This window comes from Endozoicomonas arenosclerae, assembly GCF_001562015.1.
Taxonomy (GTDB): domain Bacteria; phylum Pseudomonadota; class Gammaproteobacteria; order Pseudomonadales; family Endozoicomonadaceae; genus Endozoicomonas_A; species Endozoicomonas_A arenosclerae.
The window spans coordinates 24594-40809 of the sequence record NZ_LASA01000077.1 but is presented as its reverse complement, the minus strand read 5'-3'; the positions used below and the strand labels follow the sequence as shown (position 1 = coordinate 40809).

The following is a 16216-nucleotide window of genomic DNA, read 5'->3' as shown; positions in this document are numbered from 1 at the left end:
TGATAACACTGTCGTCAGGGGCTTAACTGTTTGAGGTCAGCTTCAGCCCCACTATACCCGCAACGATCAGCAAGGCACTGAAGATGCGTAACAGACCTGCAGGCTCATTGAAGAGTATGACACTCAAAATGAAAGTCCCTACAATGCCTATGCCCACCCAGACAGCATAAGCGGTTCCCACAGGCAGGCTTTTCAGCGCTATTCCCAGAAACAGCATACTCAGAATGATGGCTGCAACCGTCAGCACGGAAGGCAGGGGACGAGTGAACCCTTCTGTGTACTTCAAACCAATGGCCCAGCCCACTTCAAAAAGCCCGGCCAGTATCAGTAGAAACCAGTTCATAACCAGCTCCGCTGTGATCGAGGTCGTCCCCGTTTTCAGAAAGAGAGGTAAGGTCGTCCTTACTTCTGAAGATGAATGAGTATATCAAATTTCTTCCCAGGGTCCCCACTGCTGACTGCCTGGTACGTCACCCCGGGTCCACCATTTATTCTGGTAGGTTTTCCCCTGGTATCGCACTTTATTACCTGGCTGCGCATAAATGGTGTTTCTGTCCCATTCAGGAATCGTGGTGTCGGGTGGAGGAAGGGTCTCTACATCTTCCAAATAGACAACACTGACATTATCCAGAAGGAAATCTTTGTTTGAGCTCATGGTAAACACGAGATTCACTGACTCCTGATCTGAGCTCATTTCAGGCACAAACTCTGTTTCCAGTCTTGTGATCTCATTCTGGGTAATAGAAACGCTGCCCAATAACTGTAATTGACCATCACTCAACTGGAGACTGGCCTTCAAAACTTCCCGACCGGATAAAAACAGTTTGCCCTCAGCCTGCAATTTATACTTTTTATTTGTACTGATTTTACCTGTCAGGGATTGACTGATTCCGGCTCCCTCATTAGCTCTTTGTGAGGTTAACAGTCGTTTTTCAAGACATTGCTCTTCCTGCTGTTCGATAACCGAAAAACCCAGAGAGGTTCCCGAAGGAAATGCCGCCCAACTGCTTTTGGTGTTCATACCGGCATTCACTATCAGATTATTTGACGGAAGCATCTGCGAGCAGGCTTCTGGCGGTAGGTTTGGGTTATTGTCCATGGCTGGGGTCAACGCAATCAATTGACTGGCCACCTGATTCACGTAGCCGGCTGCATCCGCACCATCAGCAAAACTTTTGTCTTTGCCACAGGCAGATCCCTGACAGAATGAAACCTGCGGGTTGGAGAAAACCTGTAGACGACTGCCTGAAGGCACATCATAAGCGCTGGTATAAGCCATCATGGTTACCCACTGACTCTTCTCGCCATGCCCTCGTGCCCAGGTATACATACCTCCACGACTTCCCTGCTCATAAGAATGCCCCAGCCCCATACTGTGCCCCACTTCATGAGCAAAAGTTTTATAGCCACAGGATTTTTTTGACCAGAAAACCGCCCTCTCTGCCTGTCCCTCAGATATCTGTCCGGTAGTGCTGTTACCCTGAATGATCTTGCCATAGCCACACCAGTTCGTTGCAGAACCGGTTATCAAACCAATGACGTCTGCTCCATACTGTTGTTTCAGACTTTTAATCTGGGAGTCAGCAATCATTTCATTCAATTCAGTATTACCCGTTAAGGACTTGTTGTAAGCGGACGGGGCATTACCCGCATAAACCAGTTTCCCCTGAAGACTGATATTGGCATTGTCGAGCGCCTGATTGTAAAACTCCACAGCCTGAGTCGCCCAGGTATCAGTATCACTGATCTGACTTCTGGCCGACTCATTGAACAACACCATAATATCCAGCGTTTCAGCCTGCACACAGGCAGGGCCCAGTGCCAGGATCATAAAGCCGTTTCTTATTTTCATTCCTATCCACTCCTGTTAGCTCAACGGAGCCAGCATTACTGCCTCTGATTCATTCACCAGAATGCCCTCACCGGTTTCGTTATCTACAGTCAGGGTGAATACCCCTGCCCGCGTCCCCACACTCAAAATGGTCAGCTTTTCTCCACGGGTCATGGAAAAACGATCAAAGGGTCGTCCGTTCTCAATGTCACCACGCCATACATGACGCCCTCCATAAGCATTTCGAGTTTCAGTCAGCGTGATGTGTACAGGTTCTTTCAGCTCGGCAATGGCCATCTCCAGAACACTTCCTGGTTTCAGGCTTTGGTAAAAGTCTGGTTTCAATCTCACTTTCTGAGCCATAAGGCCTGACTCCACTTCAACCATTTCAGGTGAAGCGGATGTCCAGAGTTTCAGAGGTTTCTGTAAGGGGTCAGAACGGACAGAGTTTTCAATGACTTTTAACTCTGCAGTTTCTGGTTGGACTAATTTCCCTTCTGACAACTTCAAATCATTTTCAGCGTGATGTTGTCTGTTTTTTCTCGACTCTACCGAGCTGACTTCATCAAAAGGATGGAGGGATTCATTATTCGAAGACAGGCTCAATAGTGATTGAGCCTGATGGTGTTTTGTCTGGAAATAAACGACGAAGGATGTAATCAGGACAAGACAGCAAAGCAGGACATAGTTTTTCTGCAACACGGACGTTCACTCGTATTTTGCTGAAACCTCTTACAAAATAACGATTAATGAGCACGCATTACAAGAACGCAGTTCGCAAAAACGATGGATAGAATTTTTATCAGCTCAGGTAATCAACCAGCGTCTGGAACAGGTTGTCACGATCAATAGGCTTGGTGAGATAGTCGTCCATACCTTTTTCCAGAGCTTTGTTTTTCAGCTCATCAATGGCATGGGCACTGAGGCCAATAATGGTATGTTTTTCAACTCCGGCTTCCTGCTCGAACTGTCTGATGGCTTCGGTAGCAGAATAACCATCCATGACCGGCATTTCACAATCCATGAGAATCAGATCCCAACTGTCTGGGCTGCCCTTGTATTTCTCCAGGGCTACCTGACCATTTTCTGCAAAAACAGGCTCAATATTTACCTTCTTAAGTAACTTTTTTAATACCAGTTGATTAGCGGGGTTATCCTCAGCCACCAGCAACTTTTTGTTATTCAATACACCTGACTCTGCAATCTCGGAAACGTCCATGCTTTAACCTGTCTAATATTTATGACCTTACTTTCAGATTAGCGGTTAACTCAAAGATTGCACCACCCTTCCCTGTTGATAAGTCACGATTCAGCCCCATATAGAGAACAATTGAATTCTCCCTTAGCTTTCAGGTACTGATATGTCTCAGCCTATTCAGATCGTATGCCCCAAATGCAGCACCCCCAACCGGGTTCCCAAAGAACGACTGGCAGAGGGAGGCATCTGTGGCAAGTGCAGGAATAAACTGTTCAATGGCCAACCCGTTGAGCTGAATGCTGGAAACTTCAAGCGATTTCTGTCCCAGACGGATGTACCTGTCATCGTGGATTTCTGGGCACCCTGGTGTGGTCCCTGTAAAGCCATGGCCCCTGCTTTTACTGAAGCAGCCCGGGAACTTGAGCCCAATGTAAGGCTGGCTAAGCTCGATACCCAGAAGTATCAGCAAATTGCTGCTCAGCTGAATATTCGCAGCATCCCTACCCTGATCGTCTTCAATAACGGCAGAGAAACCGGCAGAACATCAGGAGCCCTGCCACCCGCGCAGCTTAAGAAATGGATTAAAACAGCAGCGAAACTGCGCAAGTAATAAAACCAGAAGCAATAATAAGCAAAACAACTATTCTCTTCGACTATTCTTAATAGACAGTAAAACAGCAGCTTACAGGGATCGTATGGGCTGGATCGACAAAACCTCGGGTCAGGATCCACAATGGATTCAGCCACAAGGCACAAGGCATGTTTCGAACAATGGCAGAGTTGAGGCGCTGAAAGATGTCGTCAAAAAGATGCCCGTTTTCGAACAGCAAATGACTCCCCGGAGACAGTCGATCTATGAGCGAGGCGTCAAGGTTATGCCTCCTATGCCAAACCAGCTGAACAGGGAATCTGCCAAACCCAGAAGACCTGCCCCGCCTCCACCTGCACCAAAACCAGAAAAACAACCGGGTAAAACACCAAGCTCAGGCATTCGCCCCAGAAGCCAGGTCATCACAGAAAGACCTGGAGAAACCAAAGCGCTGGCAAGCCGGTCCATCAGTAAAGTCGCATCACCTCTGGCAAGCGTTTCTCATCATGCCTCCTCAATACAGAAAGCCACTCATGAGCTTCTGGATCATCATCTGGGCATTCTCTCATCGTCAAAAAACAAGCAGGAGGATTACCGGGCACTGATTGAACAGTTCAAACCCAGCACCCTTGAGGAAGGTGATGATGAATTTTCTGAAATTGAATCGGCCCTTCATAAAGCCGCCAGAGATCTTGGAAAGCCAGAACTGGCCAATGACCCTGCTGCCATAAAAGATCTACAGAAACATTTTTACCGACGCCTGGTCTCAGAGGGTGCAAAACTTCTGGGTCCTGAACAGCCAGCCCGAACAGTCAAAAAAGTGCCCCCCAAACCATCGGTGCGAACCAGTTCGTTGCCAGGCTATAAACCACCTGAAGACAAAGGCGTCGAGCTTAAGAAGCAGTCACAGCCCCTTCCTCCTGTTCAGGAAGAAAAAGCATCGGAGCTGATCAAAGCCAGCCCAAAGAGTCTGCCTGGGAGCGTTGAGGAAAAAGCACCACAAAGTCATCCTGAACCGATGACGATCAAGAGTGAGGTCTCTCTGGATATCCCCGCTGGCCGCAGGAGAAAACGCAAGGCAGAACTGGATGCTCCAGCCAAGTACATGGCCAAAAGTCTTGCCCGTAATGCGGATAAACCCTGGAAAGAACAAATGCCCAAGTTCTTTACACGCTACCTCAGGGCAATGGCACTGACAGGAGCTTCCAGTAAGGCGAATGTCGATAAACAATGGTTTAACCACGAAGTGCCCGGCTCATCGATATTCAGCAAGAATAACAGTGCAAAAGACACTCAAAAGGAATTGCGGCGCCGTTTGGAAGATATCGCTTTCCAGAAAGGGGACAAACTCACCGGCTTTTATCGTTTTTGTGATCAGCACCAGCTCGGCCGAAATGTCCGGATGGCGACAGTGAGCCAGATGATGTTGCCTTTATCAGAACATGGCCATTTAGATCCTATGACATTGAGGGATCTTGAGCCTCACTCGGGCACAGAGGTGTCCAGATGGTTGAATGATCAGTTGGAAGACATCACCCGAGCAGAATACGCTCAATACACTGAGTTGCTTGCAGACCTCAAAGACACCACAGAAGCTAAATACAGAGTTGATCTGGGCAGCACTCCTTATGGAAAAGTACCTCTGGAAGACATCACGGCTAAAAAATTTGGCGAGGGTGTCTTTCGTACGGTCAGGGTCAACAGTTTTACCCACACTCTTGAACACTGTATGCCCTGGTTGAAATCAGCCCATCCTGTCACAGACAAGTTTGCCGAACTGCGGCTGAGAGATACCACCGGAGAAGCCAGCCAGAAATTAACCGCAGGCCAACTGGAAGATCTAAATAATCAGGCCCGGGAACTCTTGAACGAAATGGGCAAAATCAATATGAACAAAGTACCCCGTAGCGTCCAGGACACTATGACCACAGAGAAAAAGAGCCTGGAAAAAATTGTAGAGAAATACCAGCAATTATCTAAATAACCATAAATCAGCCAGCACTCATACCTCTTCACTGCTCACCGATACAACCAGAAGAACTGTTCTCACCCTGTTGTTCAATGCATGAAAATCAGACTGGGCAAACTTGAAGTCGGTTTGTATTTCAACCTGTTCAGACCTTCCCTGAACATTCACTGGAATCAATCCGATCAACAGACAACCGGACAGCACACCCCCATCAGAGTATGGAGATGGGAAATGTTGCTGCAAATGGGCTGTGCCCAATCCAACTATGCCTATGTGCTGGAGCTTCTGGATCACTATCCGGATTATGGCGTTTCAGCAGAACGACTGGCTGAAAACCTGACCACTGTCAGATTGTTGTCTCCTGAAAGCAAACAACTGGTGCAATGCTGGTTGCAAAGGTTACTGATCCAACAGCTGGCACTGAATGCAACACAGGATGCATTTCTTTCTCTACTGCAATCACTGCATCTCCATAACACCCAATGGACAGAAGAGTTAATTGTTTGGATTGAAAACCAGCCAGCCCGATGGCTGTCGGTTGATAATGGCAAATTATCGTTTTTTTCAGCCTGTTTATTTCAACTCAATGGTGATCGTAATAGAGCACTCAGTTCATTAAGTCACGCCAGAGAATTAATTCCAGCTAATACGCCTTTCTTTTTTGATGCCTGCGAACAACTTCAACAATCCCTTTCACACCACTGAGACGACAGGCTGCTCTCAGATACCTGAAAAATGGCCGATATAAGCCACATCCCCTGCAAAACAGGGGGCTTCTTTTAGATGTTTTCAGGCCGGAACAGACCATGAATAAAGCAGCAGAGTCGATTGATAACGTTATGTCAGAAGACAAAAACAGCCCATACCCGGGACTATCAGAGAAGATGACCCGCGCTGAGCTCAGCCAGAAAATCAAAGACGCTGTGGCTCAGAACCAAACGGAACTGCTGCAGTTCCTCTTCTGCTTTATGCTGGTGAATGACTACACCCCAGAGCAGATCAATCAGGAACTGGAATACATCCATACTAACAATCCCGATATTCAAAGCGCTCTTGTTCAATGGGGCGATGACCCCAAAGAGAAAAAGAAATTAAAAATTGCCGGAAAAGCTGCCTTTATCAGTGTTGTTATCCACAACAGCAACAAGAGTTATGCTTTAGCTATCAAAGCCATTGAACGATTTAAGTCGTTCAAGGATGCACCCCACGAATTTGCAGAAACCGTAGATGAACTGGAAATTAACTCCTGGCTGGGTCTGCTCAATCATGAACTCGAAAGCCAGGTTCCTCTGAGCAATATTATGCGACAGCTGGAAGCCCTTCGACTCAAGCATATCTGGTCAAAAGATTTAGCCCTGTTCGCCATCCCAGTGACCACTGCATTTTTCCGCGAGCAGGCAGCAAACAAGTTGCTGGATGGCGACTTCACCGGTGCTTACAGGGACCTTGAGCAAGCACTCAGATTACCTGAAGAAGACAAATCCGCCACTTATCAGGCTTATGCTGACTGCATTGTCCGTCAGGTGAATGATCCCCTGTTCCGTTCAAGAGCGACTAAAGCCGACCTTGAAAAACTCAGCGCAAAGATGGAATACCTCCATGAAGTGGATTTCTGGACACCCGAGCTGGATATTGGACGCTTCCATCTAAAAAATATGATTGGGGAAATTTAATCCTCCAATCCACAATAGTTGTTTACTTGATCCACCAGCTCTGAAGAACTCAGACCAGTCAGCCTTTTTAATACCCGCAGTAATAAATAAAACTGGTCAGGGGTGGTTACAAAACGGTCATCATTGCGATCCACTCTGGCCTGGTTAATCAGTTCAGCCAACTTAGCCACACCCGTTTCTTTGTTCAGCAATCCTGCCCCTTCCAGCAACAAAAGGTTCATGACCAGAACCAATGCACCGGATCTTCCCAGGCCTGCCTGGCAATGAATCAAAGGAGGACGTCTCTGGGAAATCAGCTTTTTGCAGAAATGAATGATACGCTTCGAATTCGAATAACCGCTACCATCAGGCCAGTCAGTGATCTTGTAGAGCTTGACCCGGAATGATGGTTGCCCCACCTCTTTAACCCTGAGTTTGATTTTTTCAATCTTTCTTGGAATATTCTCTGAGCGTAAGCTCTCTGAAGTTTTTTTAGTCACAGTGATCGACCCACTGCTGATAATCTGACTCTGGTCAGGAAAGTAATCCCCACTCAAGCCTTCTTCATTAATATTCACGATCACCGGGATCTGCTCTTTCAGGATAAAGTTCCAGAATGGAAAAAACTCGTCAAGATCCGGCTTTGAGCAAACCCGGGCAAAAATGTCTCCCGGATCGCCAATATCATGGATATTGAGAATATTTCCAGAAGCTCGATTTCCCGTTTTCTGAGGTAAAGGGACAGAACGAAGAGCTCCCCACATCGCGCCAGCAGCATCACGTAATGTGTCTACTTTTTCCTTGTCCGTTTTCTCGACTGTTCTTTCAGGAAGAGATCTCCCCTGAACGGCAGATTGTGTCTCTGAAGTAACCTGCCGCCCGGGGTTTTCACTCTCCGCACTCGAAGGACCTTCCTGAAGAGGAGGAACAATAGCCATCGGCTTATGATCAGGGTTGATTCTATCGATAACCTCATCTCCCATGAGTGGAGGTGGCACCCTATGCACTGCATCCCTGTATAAAATATCGTCGATAGCTCCGTTAACTCCAGAGGCCAGCCTCCCCTGATACATTATTTCTTACAGAAACTTGCTTACTGCCTTATCCACGCTTAGCATGGCCGTGTCAGAAAAGAACTGGCTTATTCTCAGGGCGGGGTGAAACTCCCCACCGGCGGTAATTGTCCGAATTTCAGGCAAAAGCCCGCGAGCGCCTGTTGTACATACAGCAGGGTCAGCAGATCTGGTGAGACTCCAGAGCCGACGGTGATAGTCCGGATGGAAGAGAATGAAGAACAGTCCCATTGTGGGCTGCTCTGGATATCTATATCTACCTTATACAGGAGCTTTTGTTCCTGTCTGCGTTCGTTCCTGTGCCCTGATTCTGGTAAACCCGTTATAAGAGCTTTTTCCATGAATCAGTCTTTATTAGAACCTTTTGGCAACCCACTCCAACGTGTAGAGAGAGCCTTGGCAGCACTTCGCAGAGGCGAAGGCGTCATTCTTGTGGATGACGAAGATCGGGAAAACGAAGGTGATCTGATTTTTGCTGCAGAAACCCTGACCGAAAAGCAGATGGCACTGCTGATCCGTGAATGCAGTGGCATTGTCTGCCTGTGTCTGACCGATGAGAAGCTCAACGCACTGGACCTGCCTCCTATGGTGGAAAGCAATTCCAGCAGCTATGGAACCGCTTTTACGGTGACCATTGAAGCAAAAGAAGGTGTCACTACCGGCGTTTCGGCTGCTGACAGAGTCACCACCATCAAAACTGCTATAAAAGACGATTGTCGTCCTGAAGACCTGGCTCGTCCCGGCCATGTATTCCCACTGAGAGCCCGCCCTAATGGTGTTCTGGACAGAAGGGGACACACAGAAGGTACCGTTGACCTTGCCACAATGGCTGGCTTTAAGCCCGCAGGTGTTCTCTGTGAACTGACTCATGAAGATGGGACCATGATGCGACTACCAGCCCTGGTTGAATTCGCCATACATCATGAGATGCCGGTACTGACCATTGAAGACCTGGTCAGCTACCGTCTGGGACAACAGAAAAGAACCGCCTAATAGGGGCTGTTGAGGTTTTGTTTTCGCGCTCAGCAGTTTCTGGGGCATCCAGGGCAAGGCGCAGTAGTGCAGGAATACTCAATGTCTTTCAAACTACTGGAACGCAGGAATGGATGCCCCAGAAACTGTCCTACGGACGGGGCGCGTAGCCTGCTCCGAAAAGCGGCCATCTACTGCGTTAGGTCTCCTTGCTGTAGAAAAACTACACCATCGTCAACCTGCCTTGTATATGACCGCTTTTCGGCAGCACTGAGCCGCAAAACAAAACCTCAACAACCCCTGGCAAACATACCTTTCATTGCCGGAGTCAGCAGAGCCTGCATACGCCAGGACTCCGGCGACAAACGACTCATCACCTTCAGGGACCAGACGATACCCATCAGGAAGATGGCCAGCTGCTCACAGTCTGCCTCTTGGGACAGATCACCTTCCGCTTTAGCTCTTTCAAGAACCTCAGTAAAGCATTGTTCCATTCTGACCAGTAACTGGCTGACCAGATTGCAAACATTGTCATTGAGGCCTGACATTTCAAGCAGGGTGTTGATCAACAGACAGCCATCAGAGCTGCTGCTATCGGTCGCTTCGTAAATCATATTCTGCATCAGGGATTCAACCCCTTCTTTTGCAGTGATGCTGTTATTAATGTGCTGGCGAACACTGATTTCAAGCTCATTGGTGTAGTGCTCAAGCGCTGCCAGCAACAAACCTTCTTTATTCCCATAAGCACTGTAGAGGCTGCCTGGACGTACACCTGTGACCTTCACCAGGTCACTGACTGGAGTGGCCTGATAGCCTTGTTTCCAAAAAAGGTGCATTGCCTGATCAGTCACCTTCTCTTTGTTGTACTGCTGTGGTCTGGCCATGACCGAACCTCTATATAAGTATTTATACTGACGCGATTAGTTATAGACGGCAATGTATTGCTTGCAAACTCTTTTTGCTCAATTGGTCAACATATTATGTTCTATCAGGAGAAGGCTTCAGAACGAAATCAACCATGGAAAGAGGAACGATGATTCAGAATTAAAGGTGGTTCATTCTCTGATCTTAGAGCACCAATGAAAGTCATCCTGATTACCTGCTGGCTGACTCTGCTGTCAGCTTTTTTAGTGCCTGCTCCCTGTCTTGGGAAAACGCTGTATATTCTCCTTCCCTGCAATAAAGTGCTGGTCATTGAATACGCACGCAATGAGAGGAACCTGATTCAACAACTGCTGAGAAATGGCAATCTCACCAGACTGGTGGCTATACCCGCAGAGGCTATACAGGAAGACAGGGTAAGACATTACTCTTTGGGTCGATTCATGCGTTATTGGGGTGAAGGAACACTGGAGGCGGGCTGGAGTCCTCTTCCCAGCCCTCAGCACTGGAACCAGAATGCCTTGCAACCCATTGCCCAGGCGGTGCCAAATCTCGCAGCCCCCATGCCCAGCTATGCCGATATCTGCATCAATCAACTACTGCATGACCAATGTAATTACCCACACTGTTATCTGACCCATCTCACTCCCGGAGAAATCAAGCAGGTCAAAGACAGTCCACAGTTCTATAAAATGGATGGCAGCATCAATACAGAAATCTGCATTTGTTACTATGACGGCGAATGTGAGGACCCAAACTGCAACAAGTTACACATTAACTTTGATAGCCAGAAAGACTTGCACGATCATCCAGAATAAGCGCCCGATGAGTAGGTTAATTCATAACTATGGGAATAAATTTCCAGAATATTGCCAAACGGGTCTTCCATATAAACCATTCGATAAGGTTTTTCCCCAGGGTAGTAATAGCGCACCGGCATTCTCTGTTTGCCACCATGACGGACTATTCTATCGGCCAGACCTTCCAGATCCGGATCCTGAACACAAAAATGAAAAACCCCGGTTTTCCAGTATTCGAAATTATTGTCGGGCTGTTGCTGTTGCGGGAACTGAAAAAGCTCAACACCGATTCGGTCACCGGTGGATAAATGCGCTATGCGGAACGAGGACCAGCCTTCTCCAAATACATCAGTACACATCACCCCAATGGCACTATCATCTTCAGAAATTTCGGTGGGTGGCATGATCAAATACCAGCCCAGCACCTCAGTATAGAATTCAACCGCCTTTTCCAGATTGGGTACCGATATTCCAATATGACTGAAATTACGGGGATAAGGATGATTTTGACTGCTCATCTGAAAGCCCTCAGACAATGAAAGGAACAGTCAGAGAGTAGTTGAAAATCAAGCAGTTAAACGATGTCAGCATGGACATTAGTCAAACCATTGGCGCTAATACTTTTCTAGACTGAAAGTAGGACTCAGCAGGAATCATACAATGGACCGTTCAGACTCGACTTCTTCAACAGGCTCAACAATCAGCACCCACTCCATGCCTGATATCAAGATTGAAGGCAGTGATGCAGAGGATAAAAGCAAGCCTCAGGAAGGTAACTTCAAGCACCGTCGGACACACTCTGCGACTCCAGCCCTGGAAAACATCAAGGAAGAGAGTTTGTCCCAGACCAGCTCAACACCAGGTACCCCTCTTACAGCAAAAAAACTGCCTGATCGGATGACCCGCTCGGCTGAAGAGCTGAATAAGAGCAGTTCATCAGACGATGAAGAAGTCGATGGAGAAGTAAAGAAAAAGCCTACCTTAAAGAAAACAAGACCCAGTAGTGCTGGCAATAGATTGAATCCTAACTTCGAACGTGGAGCTAGCTCACGCACAACATCCAAACACCTTGGCCGGTTTTCCAAATCCAGTTCATCTCTGCACACTGAAGCACTTCTTGCAGTTCCCAGACTCACCACACAAGAAAGGCTTCAGCTTCATGAAGTTGCCTTCCAAGGCATTAATACATTGGAGGGCAAGCTGATTCATGCAGGCGATTATACCCCGCAAGATGTTCAGGCTAAGTTTCTACCTGCCTTTAAAGTGCCAGAAGTAAAAGAAATGGAAAAAAAATTTAAAGAATTTGAGCCTTTGAGAGAAGCCTGGAGAGATTTCAAACAGGACGCCAGAGCCTTTATTGAAAGAGGGACGGTTCTTCCTCACGAAAAAGATTTAAGAGATAAATCAAAACAGTATTTGAAAGAACGTGAAAGGCACTCAAAAGATTCACACCTCCAAACCAGACTTCGTGACTTTGTGCTCGATAATAAAAAGTTCCTTACTGCACCAGGGATCCATTCTCTTTCCAAGCCCCTGGTCACAAAAGTGAACCAGAGTCTTGCAAATACACTGGAAGCGGGTCGTGACAGAATGTCTGAAGCCTCTGACAGACGAGATGAACATTTTAGTGATTTCAGTGAACAGGCTCTACAAAACAAACGATTCGAATTCTCATGCAATAAACTTTCAGACACCCTGGCCGCTTTTGGTATGAATGACCTGGTTTTTTTCGAAGGTCAGACTGCCAGTCAATCTGCCTGCAACTCTTTAAGTTCACTTCAAGTAACAATAAAAGTCTGGGCCAGCCAACTGGCAAACTATCGAGACGGTATTACCTCCAAAGAGAAAAAATAATGAGGTGGTCTGATGATCAGACCACTCCTACTGTTCTCATAAAAAAGATACCCACACTGACCACTGGCAATGAGCCCAGCGTTGTCAGCACAATAATGTTGGCCGCCAAAGGCGCATTACCATTAAAGGCTTTGGCCATGACAAAACTGGCAACCGCTGTCGGGCAGGAAAACAGCAGAAAAATAACACTCAGTTCCATGCCGTCATAACCCATCCACCAAGCCAGAGGCACGAGAATCAGGGGCATCCATACCACTTTGAGCAGTGAGGCCCACAGTGAGGCCAGGCTGGTTTCTCTCAATGCCTGAATACTGAGCGTTCCACCAATACCCAAAAGAGCTAGAGGCAGGGAAATCTGAGCAAAATAGCGACCGACTTTATCCAGAACCGAAGGAATAACCACTCCACTGAAACTGACAGTAACCCCAAGCACTACCGCAATGATCAAAGGATTGGTCACCAGATCCGATAACAGCCCCCTGACACTTAGCGACGTTCCTGACTGCCTGGAATATACGCCCAGAACAACAACAGAACAGACATTAAACAGAGGAATAATAAAAGCCATCATCAAAGACATCAGGGCCACCCCTGAATCTCCGTACATATTGGCCACCAAAGCCAGGCCGATTATGGCCAGATTGCCCCTGGCTGCTCCCTGAATAAAGACGCCCCGATCCTCTCTCTTGTCTGTCACCCTCAGGGAAACCAGCCAGGCCAGAACAAAACCAGCCAGAGAGCCCAGGAATGCCAGCCCGACCAGTGTTGGGTCGAGTCCTGCAGAATGATCCAGATTTGAAAGACTTAAAAATATGACAGCAGGCAGGGCAAAGTTAAAAACGAGACGGGAGGAAACGCTGATGAAATGGTCGTCTATCACACCCTTTCTCTTGAAAAGAATGCCCGCCAGCAACATAACACACACCGGCAGGGTGACTTCAGCTGTGAACAACAGTGTTTCCAGAATCATAGCTTTACTTCTTTTTGTCAGCCAAACCCGACCATCTTAAAACATCTGCCTGACATCCACCAATGAGCACACTAGTGCTTAGCCCGTAAAATTCATAAAGTCGCTTTCAACAGGTTCAAGCCCGCAGAAATACTGGAATTTTGATGTGTACGAAAATATTCAAATATCGCTCGTCGGCTTCTCTCTAGTTTTATGAAATTTCCGGGCTAAAAAATCAACGAAACAACCTGACAATTTTGTACTCGGCATCGGTGAAATCAGCAAACTGTTGCAGGGTTATCGTGCAGAGCCTGCCTCCGTCCCTGTAGAAGTCAGTTTTCGCATGTTCCTGAACCAGCTCCAGAAAGCGGGGAGCCCAGGTCAACAAATGATTCTCGAGAAAAGCCCGGCATGCCGTTATCCAGGATTCAATAGTTTGATCATTGCTTTCAGCCGCAGCCAGAGCTTCCTGGGTAAGATGAGCCAGAAAAGCAAACATCAAACCGATATGATCTTCCGGCTCAGTTTCTCCGGTATCAATCTCAATGCCAAACTCTCGATAGAACGCTTTCACCAACTGGGTTGGCTGACCACAGTTTATCTGTTCTTCAGTCAGATAGACCGACGCCCAGGGAGCAGCCAGCAGTTTGTCGGGGCCAACAAACAGATCCGCATAATCATTGGCAAGAATTTTAATATCCGTCTCAAGAGATTGTTGGAACTGGTCTAGCAAACTCTGATCGGCAGGATCGAGATCCAAGGGCCAGTACTGAAGCAGAGACTCTTGCTTCAAGCTTTCAATCCAGATCGGGTCTGGTGACTGATGGAACAAGCGGTAAAAAAACTGACTGGCAATGTGCAACCCGGCCAGTTGTTGAGTCTGATGCTCAATCATAGTGAGATAATCCTCTGGTCACGACGGCCAGATTTCATCTGGCCGTCGATCTAATGCCAATAGTCGTTTAGTTTCGGATCACATTCCGGAGCTGGCACTGATGTAAATATCGTAGAAGAAAATACGTCCCATCAGCTCAGCAGCTATGACCATCAGGAAGCAAACTGCAGTCACTCCGGTAGCCTTGTGATTGCCACGCATGGCAGACACGGCAGAAGCTATTAAGCCTCCCATCAGCAGAGCCATTCGGACCATAGACATAACGGCATGGTAATCCATGACTGCCAGGGGATTTGCATGGACAGCCAGCTGTCCAAGCCAGAACAGATAGCCCACATAACCGGTGACAGACACTACCAGAGCCATTAAGCCAACGGTTGCCAGAGCCTTGTCGGCTGTCATTTGGACACTACCCGCTTCTGCAGATTGCCAGCGCAGCAAAGCAGCCGCCCCTACAGGACCTATAACCGCAGCGGTCATCAGGAACTGGAAGAACGTCCAGCCACTGTTCCAGGTAGGTACAGTTTTCAGGGTGTAAACGTTGGTAAATGCCAGGATAAAGATGAAGCCTGACACCATAGCAACGGGTAAAACCAGTTTGCGAAGCCCAGGCAGAAGATTGAACAATCTCATACCTGTATAAGCAGCGGCAGAACCACCAAACAAACTCAGGGCTACAATTTCAAGACTCAGAGCAGAAAGGTGCTCCAGCCCAAACATCACATTCAACATTCTGAAAGGCTGGCCAAGGTGAGTGACCGATGCCACTGAAGCAACGCCCAGCAAGACCAGCGAAGCGATAAACGACCGGGTCATGGCTTTTTCGCCAGGCTTTGCCAGACATTCAATCAATCCCAGGCAAATAAAGATTCCTACGGCCCCCTGAGCCAGAACAGTAAGAAATACGAGTGGTAATTTGTGCATCGTTACACCTCTGTCGGGTTCTGGATAGCGCCTGTGGTATCGCCACTCAAGCGGCTGTTACGGCAGGKACCAATGATCAGTGAAGGGTTGGTCAGCGCCGGATCCGGCAGAGGGGCAACATCCGCCCGGTGACCGTATTTTTCACGCAGCTCGCCGATCGGCCCAAACTCCAGAGCCCTGAGGGGGCAGGAATCAACACAAATGGGCATCTTGCCCTGTTCCACCCGGTCAAAACAGCCATCACACTTGGTCATGTGTTTTTTCTCTTCGCTGTACTGAGGGGCACCGTAAGGGCAGGCCATTTCACAGTAACGACAGCCAACACACACATCACCATCGACCACCACCAGACCATCCTGCTCACGCTTGTGCATGGCACCTGTTGGACAAGCTTTGGTGCAGGCAGGTTGCGCACAATGGTTACAACTGATGGACATGTAATATGTAAAAACGTCGTTGGTGAAGGTACCGTCTTCATGCTGTACCCAGTCACCACCACCGTATTCATAAACCCTGCGCCAGTTGACGCCTACGGGTAGAGTATTATCGTCTTTACACGACAATTGACAGGTTTTGCAGCCGGTACACTTGCTGGTATCGACATAGAATCCGTATTGAGTCATGGATT

The 16216-nt window shown here is 47.8% G+C and carries 18 protein-coding genes and 1 riboswitch; of the genes, 7 read left to right on the top strand and 11 right to left on the bottom strand.

The annotated features are described in order from the left end of the window. Window positions 1–22: 22 nt before the first annotated feature. From sugE to WG89_RS11850, 4 genes are all read right to left on the bottom strand, one after another. Window positions 23–343, bottom strand: a complete 321-nt coding sequence (gene sugE, locus WG89_RS11865) for a quaternary ammonium compound efflux SMR transporter SugE (RefSeq protein WP_062266125.1) — start codon at window positions 341–343, stop codon at window positions 23–25. Between the two features lie 84 nt (window positions 344–427). Beyond that, window positions 428–1852, bottom strand: a complete 1425-nt coding sequence (locus tag WG89_RS11860; protein ID WP_062266123.1) for a M12 family metallo-peptidase — start codon at window positions 1850–1852, stop codon at window positions 428–430. A 15-nt stretch (window positions 1853–1867) separates the two neighbouring features. Continuing rightward, a complete protein-coding gene (locus tag WG89_RS11855) occupies window positions 1868–2533 on the bottom strand; it encodes a hypothetical protein (protein WP_153301554.1) in 666 nt (221 codons plus the stop codon). A gap of 100 nt (window positions 2534–2633) precedes the next feature. Continuing rightward, complete coding sequence (locus tag WG89_RS11850) at window positions 2634–3050, bottom strand: response regulator (protein WP_062266117.1); 417 nt, start codon at window positions 3048–3050, stop codon at window positions 2634–2636. A 142-nt stretch (window positions 3051–3192) separates the two neighbouring features. On the opposite strand from WG89_RS11850, the gene trxC reads away from it, so the two are divergent. From trxC to WG89_RS11830, 4 genes are all read left to right on the top strand, one after another. Further along, window positions 3193–3639 carry a thioredoxin TrxC gene (gene trxC, locus WG89_RS11845; protein WP_062266114.1) on the top strand — a complete coding sequence of 149 codons (447 nt, stop codon included), beginning with the start codon at window positions 3193–3195 and terminating at the stop codon, window positions 3637–3639. A gap of 85 nt (window positions 3640–3724) precedes the next feature. Continuing rightward, on the top strand, window positions 3725–5602 hold the full coding sequence (locus tag WG89_RS11840; protein ID WP_062266111.1) for a hypothetical protein: 1878 nt from the start codon (window positions 3725–3727) through the stop codon (window positions 5600–5602). A gap of 81 nt (window positions 5603–5683) precedes the next feature. Next, on the top strand, window positions 5684–6292 hold the full coding sequence (locus WG89_RS11835) for a hypothetical protein (protein ID WP_062266108.1): 609 nt from the start codon (window positions 5684–5686) through the stop codon (window positions 6290–6292). A gap of 101 nt (window positions 6293–6393) precedes the next feature. Continuing rightward, window positions 6394–7260, top strand: coding sequence for a hypothetical protein (locus WG89_RS11830; RefSeq protein WP_062266105.1), 867 nt, complete (start codon window positions 6394–6396; stop codon window positions 7258–7260). Here WG89_RS11830 and WG89_RS11825 read toward each other — a convergent pair. Next, entirely contained in the window at window positions 7257–8237 is a 981-nt protein-coding gene (locus WG89_RS11825; RefSeq protein WP_172806797.1) for a protein-tyrosine phosphatase family protein, read from the bottom strand. The genes WG89_RS11830 and WG89_RS11825 overlap by 4 nt on opposite strands. 141 nt (window positions 8238–8378) lie before the next feature. After that, window positions 8379–8532, top strand: a riboswitch (FMN riboswitch). Window positions 8533–8651: 119 nt separating this feature from the next. On the opposite strand from WG89_RS11825, the gene ribB reads away from it, so the two are divergent. Continuing rightward, window positions 8652–9305, top strand: a complete 654-nt coding sequence (gene ribB, locus WG89_RS11820; RefSeq protein ID WP_062266099.1) for a 3,4-dihydroxy-2-butanone-4-phosphate synthase — start codon at window positions 8652–8654, stop codon at window positions 9303–9305. Between the two features lie 269 nt (window positions 9306–9574). On the opposite strand, the gene WG89_RS11815 is transcribed toward ribB, so the two are convergent. Beyond that, a complete protein-coding gene (locus WG89_RS11815) occupies window positions 9575–10168 on the bottom strand; it encodes a TetR/AcrR family transcriptional regulator (protein ID WP_062266096.1) in 594 nt (197 codons plus the stop codon). Window positions 10169–10363: 195 nt separating this feature from the next. Between WG89_RS11815 and WG89_RS11810 the strand changes: the two genes are divergently transcribed. Beyond that, window positions 10364–10984 carry a hypothetical protein gene (locus tag WG89_RS11810; protein ID WP_062266093.1) on the top strand — a complete coding sequence of 207 codons (621 nt, stop codon included), beginning with the start codon at window positions 10364–10366 and terminating at the stop codon, window positions 10982–10984. Here WG89_RS11810 and WG89_RS11805 read toward each other — a convergent pair. After that, window positions 10972–11484, bottom strand: a complete 513-nt coding sequence (locus WG89_RS11805; protein WP_062266090.1) for a lactoylglutathione lyase family protein — start codon at window positions 11482–11484, stop codon at window positions 10972–10974. The two genes, WG89_RS11810 and WG89_RS11805, sit on opposite strands and share 13 nt — an antisense overlap. A 142-nt stretch (window positions 11485–11626) precedes the next feature. On the opposite strand from WG89_RS11805, the gene WG89_RS11800 reads away from it, so the two are divergent. Then, on the top strand, window positions 11627–12820 hold the full coding sequence (locus WG89_RS11800; protein ID WP_062266088.1) for a hypothetical protein: 1194 nt from the start codon (window positions 11627–11629) through the stop codon (window positions 12818–12820). A 16-nt stretch (window positions 12821–12836) separates the two neighbouring features. Here WG89_RS11800 and WG89_RS11795 read toward each other — a convergent pair whose 3' ends face one another. From WG89_RS11795 to WG89_RS11780, 4 genes are all read right to left on the bottom strand, one after another. Continuing rightward, entirely contained in the window at window positions 12837–13790 is a 954-nt protein-coding gene (locus WG89_RS11795; protein WP_062266084.1) for an AEC family transporter, read from the bottom strand. 214 nt (window positions 13791–14004) lie between these two features. Continuing rightward, a complete protein-coding gene (locus WG89_RS11790; protein WP_062266081.1) occupies window positions 14005–14664 on the bottom strand; it encodes a TorD/DmsD family molecular chaperone in 660 nt (219 codons plus the stop codon). Between the two features lie 78 nt (window positions 14665–14742). Further along, window positions 14743–15588: a dimethyl sulfoxide reductase anchor subunit family protein gene (locus tag WG89_RS11785; protein ID WP_062266077.1), complete on the bottom strand. Its 846-nt coding sequence runs from the start codon at window positions 15586–15588 to the stop codon at window positions 14743–14745. 2 nt (window positions 15589–15590) lie between these two features. Continuing rightward, a complete protein-coding gene (locus WG89_RS11780) occupies window positions 15591–16211 on the bottom strand; it encodes a DMSO/selenate family reductase complex B subunit (RefSeq protein ID WP_062266075.1) in 621 nt (206 codons plus the stop codon). Window positions 16212–16216 lie beyond the last annotated feature (5 nt).